A 22,099-nucleotide genomic window follows, 5' to 3' on the forward strand; every position below is an offset into this window, starting at 1 on the left:
ATATTATGGGTAAAAAAGCAGTTTTATTGGTGAATTTAGGTACACCAGACAGCCCTTCAACGGCAGATGTACGTACCTATCTGAATGAATTTTTAATGGACCCGCGGGTAATTGACATCAACCCAATATCCCGGGCGCTTTTGGTAAGAGGTATTATTACCCCTTTCAGGGCTCCAAAATCAGCTAAATTATATCAGGCTATTTGGGATAAAGAAACAGGTTCTCCATTAATGCATTATAGCCTTTTACAGCAAAAAGCTTTACAACAACGCCTCGGCAATGAGTATATTGTTGAGTTGGCTATGCGATACCAAAACCCATCAATTGAGTCGGCCCTGAACAGGCTTAAAGCAGCTTTGGTTGATGATATACAGGTGATCGCATTGTTCCCTCAATACGCATCGGCCAGTACAGGCTCTGTTTATGATAAAGTGATGGAGTTGTTATTAAAATGGCCTACAAAACCCACAATTTCGTTTGTTAATTCATTTCACGATAATGAGGGCATGATAGCCACATTTGCCGATAATGCATTAAAGTACAAACCCGAAACGTACGATCACATATTATTCAGTTTTCACGGTTTGCCACAAAGGCAACTGATTAAAGCCGATCATACCCAACAACATTGCTTAAAAAGTGCTGATTGCTGCCAGACTTTAACAGATGTCAATAAATTCTGCTATTCAGCACAATCGCACCATACGGCTCAGCTGATAGCCCAAAAACTGAATATTCCCAAAGAAAAATATACCATTTGCTTTCAATCTCGCCTGGGTAACGACCCTTGGGTACAGCCTTACACCAGCGAAATTGTAGCCAAATTGGCCAAAGAAGGTAAGAAAAGCCTGCTGGTATTTTGCCCTGCATTTGTGGCAGACTGCCTGGAAACTGTTTACGAGGTTACCACCGAATATGGCGATGAGTTTAAAGCCTTAGGTGGCGAAAAGGTTCAGCTGGTAGAAAGCCTGAATGATTCGCCTATATGGATTGATGCTCTGGAGAAAATGGTTAGGGAAAACCATGTAGCAGCGTAAATTATAGTTTGTCATTGCGAGGAACGAAGCAATCGCAAACTATGCACATTCGCGATTGCTTCGCTCCGCTCGCAATGACAGGAGAATTATATCACCCTTTCAAAGCCTCTATTTCCTTTAATGTTTTAGGTAAATATTTTCCTAACAAATGACTGCCGGTTTCGGTAATCAGGAAGTTGTCCTCAATGCGGATACCACCAAAATCGCGATAGGTTTCCAGCACATCATAGTTGATAAAATCAGCATATTTCTTTTCAGCCTTCCATCGGTCTATCAGTTCAGGGATAATGTAAATGCCAGGCTCAACAGTTAATACATAACCTGCTTCCAGTTCGCGGCCCAGGCGCAGCGATTTTAACCCAAATATAGTTTCTTTTTTCAGCGTATCGGTATAGCCAACATATTGTTCGCCCAGGTCTTCCATATCGTGGGTATCCATACCCAGCATATGGCCTAATCCGCATTGAAAAAACATGGTGTGTGCACCTGCAGCAACAGCTTCGGCAGCATCGCCTTTCATGAGGTTAACCTGGGTTAGCCCTTCCACCAGTTTCTGGCAGGCGGCTAAGTGAATGTCTTTGTATCTTACACCTGGTTTCAACATGCTGATGGCATGATCCATAGAGGTTAATACCACCTCATATAATTCTTTTTGACGATTGGTAAAGCTTCGCCCTACAGGGAAAGTACGGGTAAGGTCGCCGCCGTAATGCATGTCATTTTCGGCACCGATGTCGCTCAGTACCATGTTACCATCCTGCAGGGTGTTGCCGTAATAGTGAGTATGCAATGTTTGGCCATGAGTAGTGATAATAGCGCCGTAGCCTAAGCGGCCATTGGCAGCCAAGGCAATTTCATTGGCTTTTGCCACCAGTTCAAACTCTTTTATACCCGGGCGGGTGGCTTTAATTACAGCCAGCTGCATATCGATACTAATGTCAACCGCTTTTTCCATCTCCTGGATCTCCAAAGGCGTTTTGATCACTCGCTGTGCGATAACCGTCTTGATCAGTTTCAAAGAAACATGATCCTGAACATCCTGTAAGCTCACATTAAACCAGTTAGCAAGTTTAATGCGGTTTTCCGGACGGTATGGAGGCAAAATATGAACCTTTCTGCCGGCTATAACTGCCTTATGCACATGATGAATGATCTGATCGTAAGGTTTGGTTTGGTTAACCCCAACCAGGGCCGCCATTTCACGAACAGTAGGCAAGGTGCCTGTCCAGATAATATCATCTATACTAAGTTCATTACCAAAAATAAATTCTTCGCCGGTTTCGGTATCAATAACGGCAGCAAGGTTTTGCACGTCGAGCCCGAAGTAGTACAAGAAACTGCTATCCTGCCTGAAAGGGTAGCAATTGTCTTTGTAGTTCATGCTGCTGTCTTCGTTGCCCAGCAACAGGATGATACCATCCGAGCCGATATTTTGCTTTAGCACCTGCCTGCGATCAGCGTAAACCTGCTTATCAAAAAGTTGAAGTTTCATAGTCGTGTTTTTAAATAGCACTGTACTACCCTATCCAATCGCTCACAATTTTTGCCGAAAGCAAGCAAAGGGGGATACCCCCGCCAGGGTGTACACTGCCGCCACAAAAATAGAGGTTTTTAATTTGAGAAGCCTTGTTGGCTTGTCTTAAAAATGCTGCGAATTGACTGTTTGAGCTGGTGCCGTAAAGCGAACCCTGGTAAGAGGAGGTTTTGCTTTCAATACTACGCGGGTCGAGGATGCTTTCGCAAACAATCAGCTGACTGATGTCTTCGCCGAGCAGGTGGTTCAACTTTTTTAATATGTTTTGCCTGGCTTCGGTTATCAGGCTATCCCAGTTTTGCCCGGTGTTGGCAGGTACATTGATCATGGTAAACCAATTCTCGCAGTCTTCGGGTGCATCGTCAGGTTTGTATTTTGAACTTATGTTGAGGTATACCGTTGGGTCATGATAAATATTTCCCTGCTTCCAGATATGGTCAAATTCAGCCTTGTAATCTGCACTAAAGAAAATATTATGAAGGTTGAGCCTGTGGAATTGTTTTTTAATGCCCCAATAAAATATTAATGCCGAACTGCTGCGCTCCTGTTGCAGGATCTTTTTAGGGAATAGCTCAGGATGTTGTTTTAACAGTTTGTGATAAGTGAACCAAACATCCATGTTGGATACGATCAGATCACCCTGAATAATTTGATTATTCACCTTGATACCTTTCGCTAATGATCCTTCTAAAATTATTTCCTCAACCAACGAATTATAATAGAATACAACACCCAATTCCTCTGCCAGCGTTACCAGGCTGTTAATAATACTGTACATGCCACCTTCAGGAAAATAAGCACCATAATGCTGCTCCAGATGAGGTATCACATTGAGTGTAGCCGGAGCCTTATAAGGGTTTGATCCATTATAGGTGGCGTAGCGGTCATAAAACTGCACCATGCGGGTATCCTTAAAAAAGCCTCGATTGGCTTTATGCATGCTGCGGAACGCATCTATCTGCGGGAACAGGAATATGGATTTCACCGCATCCCAATTCAAATATGTTTTTAGGCGATGCAATGATCGTTCTAAAAAAACATGGTTGGTGATGCTGTAAATATTGCTGCTGTTGTTCAGGTATTTTTCTACAAAATCTGTCGGTTCGCCGGTTTGTTTATGAACTTCTGCTGCAAATTTATCGGTATCTGCATAAGCTGTAAGATGTGTGCCATCTGCATAAAAGTATTTACAAACCACATCCAGCTTTTGGTATCTGAAAAAATCGATAGGGTTTTTACCGGCCATGGTAAACAGCTCATCAACATATTGAGGCATGGTGAAAAGACTTGGGCCGGCATCAAACCTGAAACCCTCCTGTTCAAACTGGCTAAGTTTACCACCCGGGTAATTGTTTGCCTCAAAAATCTCAACCTGATAGCCTTTTGCAGCCAAACGAATAGCCGAAGCAATTCCGGCAATCCCGGCACCTATGATCAATACTTTTTTTGAGGGCATGGGGTAAAGATAAAACCTGTAGCAATAAAAAGGGCAGAACCGCTAACGATTCTACCCCCAGTTAGGTTATTGTACTGAATTTGCCTTTTGAGTTAAATTAAACAGGCTTCACAGCGTGTTTGATAGCAAACTCTGTATAATAAGCATGATAAAATTACAGGCAGGATAGCTATATGGTTTTGACTATTTGAAATTAGGTGGTTAAATAGCTGATTTACAAATTACTGTATTTAGGTTATTTCCCTTCAATATGCTGCAATGCGAAATTGATAAAGTTGCTCGTAAGTCCATAATCCTCGGTTCCTTTGCGGCGTATAAAAAAGAAATCACGGGTGATTTTTAGTCCTTCAACAGGTACTTCAATCAGATCGCCATCGGCAAGTTGGCGAATGATGGATGGACGCGGCATAAAGCCCAGGCACTGATCGGCCAGGATAAAATTTTTCAAAGCCTCGGTACCACCCAGCCTGATCTTTACCGACAGATCTGCCGGCTTAATGTGCAGGGCCGATAATGATTTTAATACCGCGTTTAACGTACCTGAACCGCGTTCACGAACGGCAAGGGGTGTTTTTATCAACTGCTTTAAGGTAAGTGATTTACCCGCCAGCGGACTTTTAGCCGAGCATACCGGTATCACCTCATCGCTCATAAAGGGTTTGTAGGATACGGTGGTTAATTTATTATCAACCTCAATAATGCCAATATCAACCTCATGATTAAGCAGAGCGTTAAGGATATACTCGGAGTTTCGGTTTACCAGCTGCACATCTACATTGGCGTATTCACGCTGAAAACCGGATAATATAGATGGTAAAATATATAATGCAATAGTAGTACTGGCGCCCAAACGCAAATGCCCGGCAGCTTGCGACAGGTTACTCAGAACAGAAAGATCATACTCTATCTTGCGTTCAATTTCGGTAGCCTGCTGCAGGTACTCGTTCAGTTTGTTGCCCGCTTCAGTAAGCAGAATACTGTTGCCTTTACGTTCAAATAAAGGTACTTTGTATTGATCTTCCAGTGCTTTAACGTGTTTGCTGATAGCGGGTTGTGTTACAAATAACACTTGTGCTGCCTTGCTAAAGCTAAGGTTAGCGGCAACTTCCATAAAAACACGGTGAGCAAAGGATATCATTAGGCTAAGTTAACTTTTTAACTTCTCAAAAAAACGGCCGTTGAATTTATAGGGAATAAATTTACGGGTCATTTTATGATTGTAATCAACCAGCGGGGTGTAAATGGTTTGTTTAGACGGATCGAAATATATACTTGGGTATGATTTCCAGTCGGCAATAGAGCTTACGTCAAAATCATAATGTAACTGACTATATACACCTGTAGGAGTTTTTATCAGTGGAGGGTTACTGATCAGCGAACCTTTATCAATGGTAAAGATCCTTAAACCCTGTCCGGCTTTTGCAGGCGAATAAACAGAATTATAAGGTGCTAAATAGTAAGTTTTATTGCTGTTGGTAAAGGTGTAAATTTTTGAATACCAAAGTGGTAAACTTCCCTTTTTGCCCACGGTATCCATTTTTAAAAGTGCAGTGGTTTTTCCGTTGTTTTTATATTGCAGTACGTTATAAATGTCAAAGCCTTTAGTGCCAAGCTGGGTGTTCCATGAATAAGTACGAAACTGTCCGTCGGCAGAAGTTGCTATTACCAATTTTGCTTTGATCAGCGAAGTAAAGGGCTGGCTAATGGTTGCCGGGTATTTGGAAGTGTAATATTTGAGCTTAAACCCAAAGATCTTGTTTTGCTTTTGCAGAGAATCAATGGCTTTCCACTGTTTTTTGTGCGAGCCATAATAGTTTACCTTTTGAAGTATACGCAACAGATCAGCTTCAATGGCTTGCGGGCTGTCTTGGGCAAACAAGCGGGTTGAAGCTAAACAGCAACAGAAAACAACTATTAGTTTAATGGTTTTCATGGCAGGCAAGTTTAAATAAAAAAAGGGATAATCAAATGATCATCCCTTTTATTTATCTTGTTCAGATTGAAATTTATGCTTCAACCGGCTGGCCAATTAACTGAGCAGCAGCAAGGTATTCGGCAATTTGTACAGCGTTGGTAGCAGCGCCCTTGCGCAAATTGTCTGATACTATCCAGCAGTTTAATGTATTGTCCTGAGTTTCGTCACGACGGATACGGCCTACAAAAACCTCATCTTTATCATGCGCGTCAAGCGGCATTGGATATTTAAGGTTAGCAGGATCATCAACCACAACAATGCCTGGTGATTTTGCCAATAGCTCACGTACCTCGGCCAGATCAAAATCATTGGCAAACTCAATGTTCACTGATTCTGAGTGCCCCCCCATAACTGGGATACGCACAGTTGTAGCGGTAACTTTTATGCTATCATCGCCCATGATCTTTTTGGTTTCCAGGATCATTTTCATTTCCTCTTTGGTATAACCATTCTCGGTGAAAACGTCAATCTGAGGGATAACGTTAAGGTCGATGGTGTAAGGATAAACCTTAGGGCCGTCGATACCTTTACGCTCGTTAAACAGCTGGTCAACAGCTTTAACGCCGGTGCCGGTAACTGATTGATAGGTAGATACAACTACTCTTTTAATTTTATATTTATCATGCAGTGGTTTTAAGGCCACTACCATTTGTATGGTTGAGCAATTAGGGTTGGCAATTATCTTGTCATCGGCAGTTAATACATTGGCGTTAACTTCGGGCACAACCAGTTTTTTGGTTGGGTCCATGCGCCATGCCGATGAATTGTCAATAACGGTTGTACCAGCGGCTGCAAATAAAGGAGCCTGCTGTAATGAAGTGCTTCCGCCGGCCGAGAAAATCGCTACGTCCGGCTTCATCTTAATCGCATCCTCAACAGAAACTACCTTAAACTGCTTACCCTTAAAAGTAATTTCTTTACCAATACTTTTTTCTGAAGCTACGGGAATTAATTCTGTAACGGGGAAGTTGCGTTCTGCAAGAACCTGCAACATTTTGGTGCCTACTAATCCTGTAGCACCTACTACTGCGACTTTCATTTTGTTAAACTGTTTTTGATCTGTAATGAAGCTTCCATTGGAGGTTTCATTTTGTTAATTTGTTATATAATAAAAACTTGAACCCCAAATATGCACATTTTTTTGGGTTTATTATAATAGTTGTCCTATAAGATTAGTATATTTTAATGAATGGTTAAACGGGGGTAAACCGGAAGCTGAAAAAATCAATATGTTCATTTTAGTTAAATAAGCTGTTACTTTCCCTATAAACTTGATGAACTACCTCAACAGATTTCGCCCAAATTTTTACCTTTGCGCAAACTCAATATTGCATGAGCGAAAAGATTATAGTGATTGGCGCCAACGGCCAAATAGGTACAGAGCTGGTTGTAGCTTTGAGAAAGATACACGGTGCAGAAAATGTAATAGCATCTGATATAAATGATCCGAGTTATGCTATACGCCACGGCGGACCGTTCGAGATTGTGAATGTGCTTGATAAAGATAATTTGCACCATATATTTGATAAACATCGCCCTACCCAGGTTTATCTGCTGGCCGCCATACTATCGGCCGTAGGCGAGCAAAAACCCAAATTGGCCTGGGATTTGAACATGACCGGCCTTCTCCACATACTTGACTTTGCTGTTGAGTTTAAAACACAAAAAGTTTTCTGGCCAAGTTCAATCGCTGTATTCGGCCCCAACTCACCACAGTTTCATACACCACAATATTGCGTAATGGATCCAAATACAGTTTATGGATTCAGCAAACTGGCAGGTGAGCGTTGGTGTGAGTATTATTTTAATAAATACGGACTTGATGTGCGCAGCATCCGTTACCCGGGGCTGATAGGCTGGAGAGCTAATCCGGGAGGCGGCACAACTGATTATGCCGTACATATATTTCACGAGGCATTAAAAAAAGGAAGCTATACCAGTTTCCTTTCGGCCGATACCGCTTTACCTATGATGTATATGGATGATGCCATCAGGGCCACCATTTCATTAATGGATGCACCGGCCGAGCAACTTACCATCCGTTCGTCATATAACTTGGCAGGCATTAGCTTTACCCCTACACAACTGGCAGCCGAAATAAAAAAACAGATACCTGATTTTGAAATAAGCTATTCCGAAAATGATCCGCGCCAGGCTATTGCCGATAGCTGGCCAAAATCAATTGACGATAGCTATGCCGAAAGGGACTGGGGCTGGAAATTAGAATATGACCTGGCTGCCATGGCCAATGATATGCTGACTAATTTGAAAGATACTATAATAAGTTAAAGGGCCAAAAGCGTAAAGCAAAAAGCTAAGCGTTTGAAACTTATATAAAACAAATATTATATTTAACCACTTTACCCTTATTGGGTGAGCAGTTAATCAATACAAGGGTTGATGTATCAGCCAAGAATAATGAACTAAGAAAACATGGGAAGAGCATTTGAATTCCGCAAAGAAAGAAAGTTTAAACGCTGGGCTAAAATGGCCGTGCAGTTTACCCGTTTAGGAAAAGAGATTGTAATGGCCGTAAAAGCGGGCGGCGGTGATGTTACTACCAACTCGCGTTTAAGAACGGCGGTGCAAAACGCTAAAGCCGTAAACATGCCGAAAGATCGTGTTGAAGCCGCTATAAAAAGGGCTACTAGCCGGGATGAAAAGGATTACGAAGAATTAGTTTACGAAGGGTACGCTCCTTACGGCGTTGCTGTATTGGTTGAAACAGCTACCGATAATACCAACCGTACCGTGGCCAATGTGCGCAGCTACTTTACCAAAACCGGTGGTTCATTAGGCAAAACAGGCTCGCTTGATTTTATTTTTACGCGCAAATCTGTTTTTACATTTATTCCCGGCGACCGCGATCTGGAAGAGTTGGAATTTGAATTAATTGATGCGGGTTTGGAAGATTTGTTTGTTGAGGCGGATGAAGAAGGAAACGATATTGGAGTAATCCACACGGCTTTTGAGGATTTCGGTAAGATGCAAAAGACCCTCGAGGAATTAGGCATTGAAGTAAAATCGGCCAAATTGGAGCGTGTTCCCCAGTCATTTCACCAGGTAACCGAAGAGCAGGTTGCTGATATCATGAAACTGATTGATAAGCTGGAAGAGGATGACGACGTGCAGGCGGTTTATCATAATATGGCCGAGTAAAATTGATTTCGGAAATCGGATTTTCGATTTCGGATTTATTTTTAATAATTATCTCTCATTGCGAGGTACGAAGCAATCGCGAATATTGTATTCAAAAGGCTTTTGACTTTTGAATTTAACTTTTGAATTAAAAACATGCCATTATTCAGCTCACGTAAGGAAGAGAAGAAAGTAAAGGTAACCTTTGCTAACGGCTTACTTTTTGTTGAGAAACCGGATGGCAAACAACAGGCGTTTCCGCTGGAATGGTTTCCGAAACTGATGAACGCCACCGATGAGGAACGTGCAGACTGGAAGCAGACAGATAAAGGTATCCACTTTAATCAGCTGGATATTGATGTTGCATTTTAAGCAGATATGAGATATTAGATGTGAGATGTTAGATAAGGGAGAATAGTAACTTAAGCAAGTTAATGTCTCATATCTCACATCTCATATCTCAAATCTAATGATATGACCTTCGAAGAGTTTTTTAAAAAGAAAAAGATTGATCTGTTGGCTCTGCAGCAGGGTGAGCAATCGTTGTTTTCTGAATTTAAAACTCATTACGAACAGATGGGCGAAAAAAGCTTTGATCATACCAAAAAATATTGGTTCAATAAGCTCAGACGCCGTTTTCCAGCATCACCGGAAATAAAAACAGAAAAGTTACGGATAGAAAATCAGCTGGCCGAACAAACCATTACCGAGAGCCTGATAGAGCCGGTAAAAGCTACGCCAAAAATTGGGTTCACGCCCAAATTCAAAGCAGCTGGTGTTACTGCCAAGCCTGCCGAAGAAAAAAGTGAAATCAAGCCAGAAGAAGGTACTACGCCGTCAGGAGAGTCAACTGCTCCAAAACCGGCTTTTAAGCCTCGTTTTAATCCGGCTATGGTAAACCCAAAGGCCGAATTAGATGAGGCAACTCCTGAACAAAAGCCTGAAATAAAAGAGGAAGAGGTTGTTAAGGATACTACTGAAGCCCCTAAGCCCGGCTTTAAGCCACGTTTTAATGCGGCAATGGTCAAACCAAAACCTACAGAAAACACTGAAACGCCTGCAGAAAAAGCTGAAGCTAAAAGCGAAGAAACTAAGCCGGCTACAGAAACTCCGAAGCCTGGTTTTAAGCCCCGTTTTAATGCGGCCATGATGAAACCTAAACCGGTTGAGAATGAACCACCTGTAGCTAAAGAGAAACCCGAGGTTAAATCAGAAGCAGAGGTTGTTCCCGAAATTGAGGCTCCTTCGGCCAAACCTGCATACAAACCTCGTTTTCAGGCAGGGATGGTAAAGCCCAAGCCTGTTGAAGACGAGGTTAGGCCCGAAGAAAAGCCAGAGGATATGTCAAATGTATCTTCGCCAGATGGACCTGCCGCCAAGCCTGCTTACAAGCCCCGGTTTAACATGAAGAATATCCCACCAAAGCCTAAAGAGGAAGAATAGTCAATAATTTTAAGAAAGGCTATAATATCAAAACGGTTTTTATTCAGAGCGTATAAATTTTGTCATTGCGAGCGATAGCGTAGCAATCGCGAACTGAAAGGAAACTTGCATAGCGTGCGATTGCTTCGTCGTTCCTGCTCACAATAACAAAAGATCAAATTCAAAGTGTCGTCTTTAATAGAGCGGCTGATTATTTACTGTGCGAAAACAGCCAGCTTAATAATTCAGGTTCTTTGAAGGCATAATCCCAGCTGTTGTGGTCAACGCCTTGATAAAGGGTAAATTTAGGATCGCCGCCTGCTTCTTTAATGGCTGCTACTATAACTTCTGAATGATCGGCAGGCACCACACTGTCCTTACTGCCGTGGAATATCCATAGCGGAACTTTTTTTGCATACTTTTTAGCATTAAGGGTGTTATCGCCTCCAGCAATGGAAAAAGCCGCAGCAAATATTTTAGGTTCACGCCCAATGATCTCCAATGTGCCCATGCCTCCCATACTTAAGCCTCCAATGTAAACGCGATGTTTATCAACAAAGGGTTTGTCTAAAAACTGATCAACCAAGCCCATTAGTAGACTCATAGCTATGGTAGGTTGTTCATTTACCTGAAATACGAATTTTCTTTTCTGTGTTGCCGGGTCGGTTTCCTGCTGTACGTTTGACCAATAACTATTCGCCGGGCATTGCGGAAAAACCACAATAGCTTCATATTTTTCACGTACGCTGTCCTGCAAAAGGCGTGAAGGTCCATATTTTAGCTGAGCCTCGTTATTATTGCCGCGTTCGCCCGAACCGTGCAGAACAAATAGCAGAGGATATTTTTTGTTAGGATCAAAATGTTTAGGAAATAATAAACGGTAAGGAAGTGTATCGCCTTTCATGGCAAAACTACCCCTGTCAAAAGATGATAAGTTTTGTTGAGAACGTGCTGAAAAAGAAAATGCTAAGAGCAAACTTAGCATTCCTATAAAAACTTTTATATGATTCATGGGGCTGTGTTGGTGACTCGTTTTGCAGATGTTTGTTAGTTAAAACAAATCTAACGCCTTTTGATTTACAATGTTTAATATTTTTTATTGTTCAAGTCAGGTATTATTTGTTTTCAATTGTCATTTCGACCGAAGGGAGAAATCTTTTACCTCAGGCGTTGCAGCATGTAAGATTTCTCCTCGTTCCTCGTCGAAATGACAAGAATGTTATTTTTTAGCCAGCTCCGGACTTTCGAAGCCAAGTTTTTTAAGGCCGTTTTGTATTTCGGGGCAGCTCATGAATAATTTCCATAACAAGCCGGTGCGATAGTTCTCGATCATTACTATAATTGGACCCTGATCGATAGCCAGGTATGATTTAGCATACCAGTTGTGCGATTCGCTAAAGGCATCGGTAAAGCCATATTCGCCCCATATCTTATCGCCCAGGTCATAATAAAAATGACGTAGTGCTTTCATAGAGTAATCCGGCGTGTAAGGGAATGCCGAAAGCGCACCTGTTGGAGTGATCACCCCCAGGTCATTAGTTGGCGAGTGTGCATTATAACCCTCAAAGTTATCACTTGCGGTAAGTCCCCAACAGTTTTCGCCATAACCTTTAAACTTTTTAGGGTTATCAACACAGTAAGCATGATTAATAAGCGTATGGTTTTTATTTTGCTCCCAATAATCGGCATATTGATCTTTTAATCCTTTAGGGTTAAGACCCAGAAATGAATATTGCGAAAAGAATAAAGGCCCACCATAATCGAAGCCTAAAGGCAATTTAATCCCATAAAAGGTTCTGCCGTTTTTAAAGAAATCACTTTGTGCCCAACCGCGGTTGTAAACTTCAGGAGGAGCCGGATAACGATTGGCCGATGCAGCCAGTATATAAGTGATCAGGCATTCGTTAAAACCATGTATAGGGAAATTCATGGCCCAGCCATTATTTGGCGACCAATGCCAATATAGGGCATCGCGGCCGTCGCGGGTGTACCAGTTCCATTCCATATCGTCCCACATCCCATTAATCATATCACGTATATGGCTTTCTTGAGGAGTGTTGGCAGTAAAATATTGCCGTGCACATAACAAGCCTTGAAAAAGATAGGCAGATTCCACTATGTCGGCACCATCATCTTTTCGGCCAAAACGGATCACTTTGCCAGTTTCGCCATTTAACCAATGCGGAAAGGCACCGTGAAAGGAATCGGCCTTGTATAAAAACTCAACAATTTTAATCATGCGGGTAACTGCCTGCTCATGACTTATCCATTTGCGACTATCGGCTACTATGAGGGCCATGATGCCAAAACCGGAGCCACCTGTGGTTACTACTTCGTCGCCATAATTAAAAGATTTATTGCTGCGCTCACGAGCCAGCCCGCTCACCGGATGACCAAAATCCCAGAAATAACGAAACGTTTGTCGTTGAACTATCTCAAGCAGCGCATTGTCAGAAAGGTTTTTAATAATACCAACAGGTTTAATGGTATCAGTACTGCTTGTAACTGGCTTTTGAGCCATACAGTAAATAGCAAGCAGCAATAAAACAGGGGTTAAAAAGAATTTTTTCATGTAAAGTATGTATTTGCTTCAGCAGGTAAAGAATATTAAAAGGCTGCCTGCTTATAACGCGAGGCAGCCTTAACTTAAATCAACCCCACTAAATTAATATCCTGGGTTTTGTTTGAGCCTGCCCCCGCTTAAATCAATTTGTGTTTGCGGTACAGGAAACAAGGCATTTTTGGCACTCCATGTTTTGCCATGAGCTGCAAATGCAGTGGCAGCCCGGCCAGGCATTACCGCATCCTGACGAACGATATCAAAGAAACGATCATGTTCTTCGGCCAGTTCCATGCGACGTTCATGCCATATGTTTAATAGGGATGCGGTAGATGCTGGCAACCCTGCCCGGGTACGTACCATGTTAAGATCTGTAGTGGCTTCACCTGCACGACCGATCTGGAAAGCAGCTTCTGCATTTATCAATAGAATATCCGCATAACGTAAAACGCGAACCTGTTTAGGCAAATGGTCAGTATTACCTCCGCAATTATCTTCGGCTGTACGGCTATGGTATGCCTTATAGCTATAAGTCCCATTTTGAACTGAGTCGCGGCTCGGAATGCGGAAACCATCCCACAGCACGGTTCCATGATCCTGTATGGTAATCACGGTTGCAGCCTTGCGTACATCGTTGGCTTCATATTCGGCAAGCAGACTTGCTGATGGGTTATTGAAGCCAAAGCCCAGATCGGCCCAGCCAAACTTGCCCCCGGCGCGTGGCCCCTGTGATACCGTGTATAAGTTGATACCTGAAGAACAATCCTTATTTATACCCGCCTGTATCTCAAAAATTGATTCGCTGTTGTTATTGCCGCCATCGCCATTAACAGCTTTTTGCCGCCAAATAAGCGAATAGTCTTTAACTAATGTGTACTTGCCGCCATCCATAACAGCTTTTGACAGGTCATAAGCTTTTTGATAATTTTGCATATACAGATAAACTTTAGCTTCGAGTGCCTGGGCAGCGCTTTTTGTAGCCCGGCCAACATCCGTAGCACCTTTGTCAGGGAGATTAGCAGCCGCGAAATCCAGATCACCTATAATGAATTTATAAATATCATCCGAAGATGCGCGGGTTTGGTACTTATCCTGATTGGCCTCACTCGCTGGCGGAACCTGGTCAAGCAAAGGCACACCTCCATATAAGCGTACCAGGTTAAAATAGAACAAGGCTCTTAAAAAACGGGCTTCGCCAATAAGGGCATTTTTAGTGGCTGCCTCAAATTGGGCGTTTTGAAGCTGCCCTAATGCCTGGTTAGCTCGTGCTATGCCCTGGTAATGACCTGCCCATACATTATTTAATACCCCGTTTGATGCTGATGGAGTAAGATTATCAATTTGTAATGCATCACCATAATCATCGGGCGAGCTTCCTTTATCAGCATCGTCAGAGGCGATATCGGTCATGATCACAAATTGAAAGCTATCGATATCGGGATCAAAGCCTCCTATGTAAAATACATTATAAATACCTATTACCAGGTTTTTGGCGGCATTAGGGTCAGATGCGATCTCGCTTTGGGTTATCTGGCCCTGAGGGGGCACCTCCAGGTAATGTTTACAGGCGCTGAGCGTAGCGGTAATAACCAGCATGCAAACAGCTATCATATTTAAATTTTTATTATATATCGTTTTCATGTTGCTGATAATTAAAATTGAAGATTTACACCGAGAGCAAAAGTGCGGGTTACCGGATAGTTGGTTGCATCAATACCCGACTGTAAAATATCGGTCTGGAATAGTTCTGCTGATGAACCGCTGTAACGCTTAAGGGTGAACAGGTTTTGCGAAGTGAGGTAAATTCTCAATCGTGAAATATTAGCCTTTTTTAACATGGCCGATGGCAGGGTATAACCAAGCGTTAGGTTATTGCAACGTAAATAAGCACCTGACTCAATAAAATAGGTTGATGGCGGTGTTGAAGAAGTAATGGTGATAGGATCGGTACTTGATGGCCGGGAGGTTGTAAAACGGCTATCGGCATAAGAGGCTTCAATGTTGTCATTTTCACTTCCTCTCGAGTTCTTTTTGCCGTTATAAATTTTATTACCCCAGTTACCGCTAAAATCGGTACTGAGGTCAAAATGGGTGTAATTAATACCGAGGGTAAAACCACCATAATACTTAGGTTGGTATGAGCCGGAAAAGGCACGGTCATTTGCATCAATTTTACCATCCTTATTTAAATCGGCATACTTGAAGCCGCCAACCTTGTTAGCCTCATATGTATTGGTTGGTGCGGCATCAACCTCGGCCTGGGTTTGGAAAATGCCTGTTTCCTGCAATACATAATAGCTGGCAATTGGTTGCCCATTGTCTGTACGGGTAACTGTTTTGGAGTTTATGCCACCGGCATCTAAAAACTGGCCGCCATTTAAGCCAATAACATTGTTTTTATTATAGCTGAGGTTAAAGCCAATGTTATAGGATATTTTATCATTGATCTTATCATTCCATTTTAAACCTAACTCCAAACCTTTGTTACTGTATGAGGCGGCGTTGGTTATAAATAAATTATCGGGGTCACCTAAAATAGCGGGAATTGATATTTTTGTTAAGGCATCAGATACCTTTTTGTTATAGTAATCTAAAGTACCGCTTAAACGATTGTTCAATAAAGCGAAATCTAAACCGATATCATATTGTGTGGTGGTTTCCCATTTCAGATTGGTGTTCTTGATATCCTGAATTACGCTGCCTAAGTTTAACGTTCCGTTATAATAGTAAGGCAGGTTGGTTGTAGCGGTTATAATGTATAAGGCCTGGTCAATATTATCGTTACCTAATTTACCATAACTACCACGGAGTTTCAATTGGTCAAATATCTTATTGTCTTTCATGAAAGCCTCTTCAGAAATAACCCAGCCACCGCCAAAGGTGTAAAAGTTGCCCCAGTGCTGATTAAATTTGGAACTACCATCACGGCGAAAGGAAGCACTTAACAAATATTTTCCATCGTAACCGTAATTGGCTCGTGATACTAATGATTGGCGGGTAAATAAACCACCACCATTAGCGTCAGATGCCCCAACATCTGGATTACCCAGGCTCAGGAACCACAGTTCCTGACTTGCCGGAACATCCTGGCGGGTGCCATTTAAAAAGTTTGACCGATTTTTTTCTGTTACAAAACCACCCAGCAAAGTAATATGGTGCTTGCCATAGGTTTGATCAAAGGTTATGGTATTATCCCATGTATATTGGTAATTGTTATCATTTTGAACAAACAAATTACTTAAGTTTTGATATTGATTACCGCCACCAACATTGTACGTATTGTTATCGGCTAAAAACTGGTAGGTGTAGTTCTTTTCGTTATTGAAATTAATATCAGTATTAAAGGCAGAGTGTAAGGTGAGCGAGGTTATGGGCTTATAATCCAAAGCTACATTTCCCTGTACCCGGTTATTAAGTTTAAAATCGTTGCCCTTATCTAATTGAAGAAGCGGGTTACCTACGTTTCCCCATGCAGAGGTGTTTCCATATTTTCCGTCTATTTTAGATGGGATAATAGGCGCTGCACGGTAAACGTTGCCGTATATGCCGCCAAAATTGATGGCTTGCTCAGCTCCGCGAGTTAGCGACAATTGTTCACTGAATTTTAACTTTTTAGAGATGTTTACCTCGTTGTTAGCGCGAATAGTAAAGCGCTGGAAGCCGTTGGTTTGTATAACGCCCTTATCATCAAGATAGTTTGCGCTGATGAAATAGGTATTGGTTTCGCCGCCGCCAGATACTGAGATGTTATGATTGGTGGTAAAGGCATTCCTCGAAACCGCTTTTAACCAATCTGTTGTACCCGGAAATGTAACCGGCGAATTAACATCGGCAGAGGGGTTGGCATCCTTCAAATAATCAGAATATTGAGCCCGGTTTGCCATTTGAATGGGGCTGGCTATCTTTCGCACGCCTACAGTTGCATCGTAACTTACAGTTGGCGGGCCGCTTTTGCCTTTTTTGGTGGTAATTATTACCACACCATTGGCACCACGCACACCATAAATGGCCGCAGATGCATCCTTAAGTACATCAAGCGTTAAGATGTCTGAGCTATTAACATTTCGTATATCATTGGTTAGCACCCCGTCAACTACATAAAGCGGGTCGGCACCTGCCAGTACAGATCCTGTACCACGAATACGCAATATAGGCGCTGAGTTTGGCTGACCGGATGATAACACCTGTACGCCTGATACTTTACCTTGTAATGCCTGGGTTGGAGTTTGCACAGGTTGCTTGGCCAGCAGATCGCCGTTTACGCTGGCAACAGAACCGGTTACATCGCGTTTCTTTTGTGTACCGTAACCGATAACAACCACCTGTTGCAACTCTTTTGCCTCGGGCTGCAACTTTATAACTAATTGGGTTTGATTATTGACCGGTACCGATAACGTGGTATAGCCAATATAACTTAAAACAAGAGTTGCATCTGGTGGTGCCTGCAATGTAAAGGCGCCATTAACATCGGATTGAACTCCTGTGGTGGTTCCCTTTATTGCAACACTTACGCCAATCAGCGGTTCGCCGGTTACAGCATCGGTAATTTTGCCTTTTACCGCGGCATTTTGAGCGAATGAAGCATCAGCAAAAAATAAAGAAAATAGCACTAACACAGGAATAGTAAACATTCTTTTCATAACGGTTAGCTAATAAGAATTGGTTAGAAAATAATTGATCTATTATTTTAATAAAACGGAATGGATATTGTGTGCTTATTAAAAAAATAAACTCAACATTAATACATCACAAAACAAAGGCATTCTCAGTGATTGTGGTTTAAATTTTTATTGTAATGACAGTCAGATGTTTATTGGCTATTGGTTTGTGACAACTATAATACAAGTATGCGAGCAAAGTGTTTGAGTAATGTCTATAATATCTTTATCAGTTAAAAAATTCGGATTCTGTTGTCCTTTATTTATATGGCATAACTATTGATTTATATATGTATATGATATTATATATAAAAATAAATAAGCATCCGAATGAATTTATAACATGCTGTTGATCAAGTTAAAGTATAGCAATGGGTTGTTGTAGATGTTGGTGTATTTGGTTATATTGCATATAAACAATTCATAAATCTTTAAAACATGAAAAAACTTCTCACGATGCTATTGCTCGCTGTAATGAGTTTTGGCGCAATTACTACTTATGCTTTGCCGCAAACCAAAAAAGACGGCACGCCTGACAAGCGATATAAAACCAACAAAGTAAAATTAAAATCAGACGGAACACCGGATAAGCGCTATAAGTCAAATGCAACTGCTGCACCAGCTAAAGCAGATAAACCGGCTAAAGCAGAAAAACCTGCTAAAGACAAGAAAAAAAGCTAAGATCTGATCGAAATTCACTTAAAAAAAGAAGCCCTGTGAATGTATCACAGGGCTTCTTTTTTATCAGGCTGTTATGCCAGCTGAATTTTTTCTTTTTTCAATGTGTTTACCGGTTGCGGAACTTTTACGTAGTAGCCTGTACCATCATACTCGCGCTTGCGGGGATGACTTTGGCAGGCATCGCTGCAGCAGCCTTCCATTTTGGTGCCACATTCATCGCATTGGGTAAAATGCTCATTGCACTCCGGATTAGCACAGTTGATCATTTTAGGTGTTGTTTTACCACAATTGCGGCAGGTTGATATAACAACAGGATTCACATTATTTACATCAACAGAAAGGCGGTTATCAAAAACATAGCACTTGCCTTCAAAGTCTTCGCCGCCGGCTTCCTTGCCGTATTTAATAATACCGCCATGTAGCTGGTATACTTCGGGAAAACCTTCGTGCAGTAACAGGGCTGATGCTTTTTCGCATTTTATGCCGCCTGTACAATAAGTTAGTATCTTTTTATCCTTGTATTTGGCCAGTTCATTGATCATAGCCGGGAAGTCCCTGAAATTTTCAATATCAAGCGTTACCGCGTTTTTGAACTTGCCTAAAGAATGCTCATAGTTTGAACGTACATCCAAAACTACCACATCATCCCTATCCTTCATGGCCAAAAATTCTTTTGGGTCAAGATGTTTACCAGTTTTTTGCTGTGGATTGATGATTTCAGGATCACGTAAGCCGGAGTGTACGATCTCTGATTTATAGCGAACATGCATTTTTACGAACGAAGGTGTATCAACTTCATCTATCTTGAAATCAATACCGGCAAAACGTTCGTCGGCATGTACAGTGTCCATATAGGTTTTGCAGGCCTCGGCCGTTCCGGAAACTGTGCCATTGAGCCCTTCGGTAGCCACGATAATGCGACCGGTTAATCCTAAGCTTTTACAAAATTTTAAATGATCGGCAGCAAATTGCTCCGCATCAGCTATTGTTGAATAACAATAGTACAGTAGTGTGTTATATAATGCCATAAACCATTGATACTGTTGCAAACAGTGTTAAATGAGGCGCAAAGATAGTTAATTGAGCAGAAAGCTCAAAGTAAAAACCTGAATGCCAAAAGCTTTAAGCCTTTCGCCTTAGGCTTTCAGTCTATCTTATACCATAAAATATTCTGAAGCCCTGGATGTATTTTTGATTTCCGGCGTAGGATATACCATAATCAACCCGGAATATGAGGCGTTGTACACCTATGTAAAATTCCCGGTAATTGGTATTGCCTTTGGTGGTAAGATAATTGGCTCCAATTACTTCTTCCAACTTAAATTTGCGGAGGATAGGTACTTTGTTGAGTATGGAGCCTGCAAAATTGTGCTGAAAATGGGCCTCGAAAAAAGCGCCATTTGTGCTGTAAGTATAAAACGGTAAAAAATGGAAGCTACCCACATAGGTTGGGTCGAAGGTAAGGCCCTGGTTGCCTAAAAAGTGGTTGTAATCCATGTAATATAGCCTGTTGTTATTAAAAAAGTCGCCGGCGGTTAGTTTGAATGACGAAAATCCGGTTAAACCCAGGCGAATATTATATTGCGAGATATCAAGTGAGGCAAAATCATAATCAACATCTGACCCGAAAGCGCTTTTTATACCCTTGCGGTAGTTAACCGTTAATGTAGGATATTTTGATGGTATGTTAAACTTGGCAGTTGGGCGGGTTTCATAACGTTGATCAAAGGTAAAAGTTGCCGCGAGTGCAAAGGTTAAAGCTTGATTTTGCGGAAATAGAACCGAGCGGTCATCGGCCGGTGTACCTGCAGGTGCCAGCGGATTGTTTGATGTATACTCACGGTCTTTCACATTTTTAATATGTCCGAATGCGGTGTTATAAAGTTGACTTCTGCTGGCATAGGTCAGGCTTCCGTTCAATAAAAAGCCATTCAGCACTTCGCGCTGATACCCGAACATACCATATTGCGAGCGGTAATATTTTACATAATTGTTTTCGCTCAGCAATGTACTTAAGGTATTGAAATAGAGAGAACGCGTACCTACATTGTTGAGGTCAAGTACATCGCTGCCAAAGCCTCCAAAAAATTTGGCTGCATGAAACGGATCATTTTTATACTCACTATATATGTTGGCGCTGAACAGTTTATTTGAAAATCCGTAGCGTGCATCAGGCGTAATGCTAAATGAATGAAAATCATCAATGGTATGGGTATACCTTACCTTGGCATTAATGCCAAAGCCTTCTACCGTATTGTAATAAAAGGTTTGTATAAAGGGGAATATATATAGTGAATCTTTCTCGTGGCGATTGCTGGCGCTATACCCAAATATCAGATACCCCGGATAATTGATGCGGTTTTTGGTATGCTGTAATGTATCCAGATACTGATCTGTTTTTTTGTAAGCATCTATGCTGTCCTTTTTATGAAAATCACGTGCCTCCTGCCGGGTTGAAGGAACGGGGCGCACCGATGTCCAGTAATCCTCTTTTTTAGAGTTTGCTGTTGTATCAACCTTTAATATTTCGCCCGTAAAATAACCGTCGGGAAAAGTTGGGTTGATTTTATAATTGTTGTAAATAGTATTGTAGTATCCACCAAATTTAAACCCGAACACCTTTCCTTTAAAACTCAGCTGCGCCGAGGCGGGCATCCATATACTATCAGTAATAGCGATGTATTGCTGTTTTATTTGCAGTGTATCAATCAGGTTGATGTTACTCATGGTATTGGTAACATACAGGTCGGCGCTGTAAATGCGCCAGTCGCCCTCCACAATATAAATATTACCCTGAAAATACTGTCCGTGCTGGCGGCGCGGTATCACCTGAATCTTATCAATGGTGCGGCCATTTTCAATGGAGGTGCCCAACAGTTTATACTTGTAAAAGATATTTGCATAAGATGCCAGCGGCGATACAAAACCCCTGGTGCTTAGTCCGTTTATACTGAATACATTTCTGTAAAAGTTTACATCAAGGTCTGATGCTTTGCTGTAACTGAATGCGGTATTTAAACCCGTAATTCTTTTGGCAATGGTTACCTCCCTGATCTGGTTAGTTTTTTTAAAGCTGTAATCAGATAACGATTCTGATTGGTAAAGAATGCCCCTTCCGTTTGAATCGAGATCAAGGGCATTTACCACTTCTTTTGAAAGCAATGCCTTTGGGGCACTCATTAGCTTTTGTACCCCCTTTACATAAACCGCGCAGGAGTATGAGGTAGCTTCGTCAAGATAATATTTGCGTTTCTGAATAACCTGTTTCATGATGGTATCGGCAGCATCGCGATTTTTGATATAGACAGATGCTACACGATTTGTGGCAAATACTTCATCATCCAGCTGCACATCAAGCCGTTTGTTATCGGCTCCAATTGTAACCTGTATTACCTTTTCCTGATAACCAACTATTCGGTACACAACACTATAATCACCCGGGGATAGTTTAAACTGGTACAACCCGTCCTCGTTACTTGTAGTGCCGTATGTAGAATTTTTAATATAAACAGAGGCAAACGGGATAATATTATTTTGATGGTTGGTAACGCGACCCGACAACAAATACTGCTGTGCCGATGCGTTTAAGGTGTATAAGGTGATAATAGTCAGGAGTATGTGTTTTTTCATATGCTATA

Annotated in this window: 17 protein-coding genes; 6 read left to right on the plus strand and 11 right to left on the minus strand. The window is 41.7% G+C overall.

Features of this window, described 5'->3' with window-relative positions; all coding sequences use genetic code 11:
• Positions 1–5 precede the first annotated feature (5 nt).
• A complete protein-coding gene (gene hemH / locus QWZ01_RS23555) occupies positions 6–1,037 on the plus strand; it encodes a ferrochelatase (RefSeq protein WP_290327721.1) in 1,032 nt (343 codons plus the stop codon).
• 91 nt (positions 1,038–1,128) lie between these two features.
• Here hemH and QWZ01_RS23560 read toward each other — a convergent pair whose 3' ends face one another.
• The 5 genes from QWZ01_RS23560 to QWZ01_RS23580 all read right to left on the minus strand — a co-directional run bounded on the left by QWZ01_RS23560 (position 1,129) and on the right by QWZ01_RS23580 (position 7,041).
• Positions 1,129–2,529, minus strand: coding sequence for an aminopeptidase P family protein (locus tag QWZ01_RS23560; RefSeq protein WP_290327723.1), 1,401 nt, complete (start codon positions 2,527–2,529; stop codon positions 1,129–1,131).
• 25 nt (positions 2,530–2,554) lie between these two features.
• Entirely contained in the window at positions 2,555–4,027 is a 1,473-nt protein-coding gene (gene crtD / locus QWZ01_RS23565) for a 1-hydroxycarotenoid 3,4-desaturase CrtD (protein WP_290327725.1), read from the minus strand.
• A 235-nt stretch (positions 4,028–4,262) separates the two neighbouring features.
• On the minus strand, positions 4,263–5,165 hold the full coding sequence (locus tag QWZ01_RS23570) for a LysR family transcriptional regulator (protein ID WP_290327728.1): 903 nt from the start codon (positions 5,163–5,165) through the stop codon (positions 4,263–4,265).
• 9 nt (positions 5,166–5,174) lie between these two features.
• Entirely contained in the window at positions 5,175–5,960 is a 786-nt protein-coding gene (locus QWZ01_RS23575) for a hypothetical protein (RefSeq protein WP_290327730.1), read from the minus strand.
• Between the two features lie 73 nt (positions 5,961–6,033).
• Positions 6,034–7,041 (minus strand): aspartate-semialdehyde dehydrogenase, encoded by a 1,008-nt coding sequence (locus tag QWZ01_RS23580; RefSeq protein WP_290327732.1) that lies wholly within the window; start codon positions 7,039–7,041, stop codon positions 6,034–6,036.
• Positions 7,042–7,334: 293 nt separating this feature from the next.
• On the opposite strand from QWZ01_RS23580, the gene QWZ01_RS23585 reads away from it, so the two are divergent.
• The 4 genes from QWZ01_RS23585 (at position 7,335) to QWZ01_RS23600 (ending at position 10,583) form a co-directional block, all read left to right on the plus strand.
• Positions 7,335–8,291 (plus strand): NAD-dependent epimerase/dehydratase family protein, encoded by a 957-nt coding sequence (locus tag QWZ01_RS23585; protein ID WP_290327734.1) that lies wholly within the window; start codon positions 7,335–7,337, stop codon positions 8,289–8,291.
• A 144-nt stretch (positions 8,292–8,435) separates the two neighbouring features.
• Positions 8,436–9,161: a YebC/PmpR family DNA-binding transcriptional regulator gene (locus QWZ01_RS23590; RefSeq protein ID WP_290327736.1), complete on the plus strand. Its 726-nt coding sequence runs from the start codon at positions 8,436–8,438 to the stop codon at positions 9,159–9,161.
• A 135-nt stretch (positions 9,162–9,296) separates the two neighbouring features.
• On the plus strand, positions 9,297–9,512 hold the full coding sequence (locus QWZ01_RS23595; RefSeq protein ID WP_290327738.1) for a DUF2442 domain-containing protein: 216 nt from the start codon (positions 9,297–9,299) through the stop codon (positions 9,510–9,512).
• 102 nt (positions 9,513–9,614) lie between these two features.
• Complete coding sequence (locus QWZ01_RS23600; protein ID WP_290327740.1) at positions 9,615–10,583, plus strand: hypothetical protein; 969 nt, start codon at positions 9,615–9,617, stop codon at positions 10,581–10,583.
• 190 nt (positions 10,584–10,773) lie between these two features.
• Here QWZ01_RS23600 and QWZ01_RS23605 read toward each other — a convergent pair whose 3' ends face one another.
• The 4 genes from QWZ01_RS23605 to QWZ01_RS23620 all read right to left on the minus strand — a co-directional run bounded on the left by QWZ01_RS23605 (position 10,774) and on the right by QWZ01_RS23620 (position 17,762).
• Positions 10,774–11,574 carry a carboxylesterase family protein gene (locus QWZ01_RS23605; RefSeq protein WP_290327743.1) on the minus strand — a complete coding sequence of 267 codons (801 nt, stop codon included), beginning with the start codon at positions 11,572–11,574 and terminating at the stop codon, positions 10,774–10,776.
• 207 nt (positions 11,575–11,781) lie between these two features.
• A complete protein-coding gene (locus QWZ01_RS23610) occupies positions 11,782–13,134 on the minus strand; it encodes a glucoamylase family protein (RefSeq protein WP_290327745.1) in 1,353 nt (450 codons plus the stop codon).
• A gap of 93 nt (positions 13,135–13,227) precedes the next feature.
• On the minus strand, positions 13,228–14,763 hold the full coding sequence (locus QWZ01_RS23615; protein WP_290327747.1) for a RagB/SusD family nutrient uptake outer membrane protein: 1,536 nt from the start codon (positions 14,761–14,763) through the stop codon (positions 13,228–13,230).
• A gap of 11 nt (positions 14,764–14,774) precedes the next feature.
• Positions 14,775–17,762, minus strand: coding sequence for a SusC/RagA family TonB-linked outer membrane protein (locus QWZ01_RS23620; RefSeq protein ID WP_290327767.1), 2,988 nt, complete (start codon positions 17,760–17,762; stop codon positions 14,775–14,777).
• Positions 17,763–18,218: 456 nt separating this feature from the next.
• On the opposite strand from QWZ01_RS23620, the gene QWZ01_RS23625 reads away from it, so the two are divergent.
• Entirely contained in the window at positions 18,219–18,461 is a 243-nt protein-coding gene (locus QWZ01_RS23625) for a hypothetical protein (RefSeq protein WP_290327769.1), read from the plus strand.
• Positions 18,462–18,532: 71 nt separating this feature from the next.
• Here the strand turns inward: QWZ01_RS23625 and trhO are convergent, their stop codons facing one another.
• Entirely contained in the window at positions 18,533–19,489 is a 957-nt protein-coding gene (gene trhO / locus QWZ01_RS23630; RefSeq protein WP_290327771.1) for an oxygen-dependent tRNA uridine(34) hydroxylase TrhO, read from the minus strand.
• A 121-nt stretch (positions 19,490–19,610) separates the two neighbouring features.
• The gene (locus tag QWZ01_RS23635; protein ID WP_290327773.1) at positions 19,611–22,091 is read right to left on the minus strand and encodes a DUF5686 and carboxypeptidase regulatory-like domain-containing protein; all 2,481 of its coding nucleotides are present in this window, start codon (positions 22,089–22,091) and stop codon (positions 19,611–19,613) included.
• Positions 22,092–22,099 lie beyond the last annotated feature (8 nt).

The organism is Mucilaginibacter aquaedulcis (assembly GCF_030409325.1).
Classification (GTDB): domain Bacteria; phylum Bacteroidota; class Bacteroidia; order Sphingobacteriales; family Sphingobacteriaceae; genus Mucilaginibacter; species Mucilaginibacter aquaedulcis.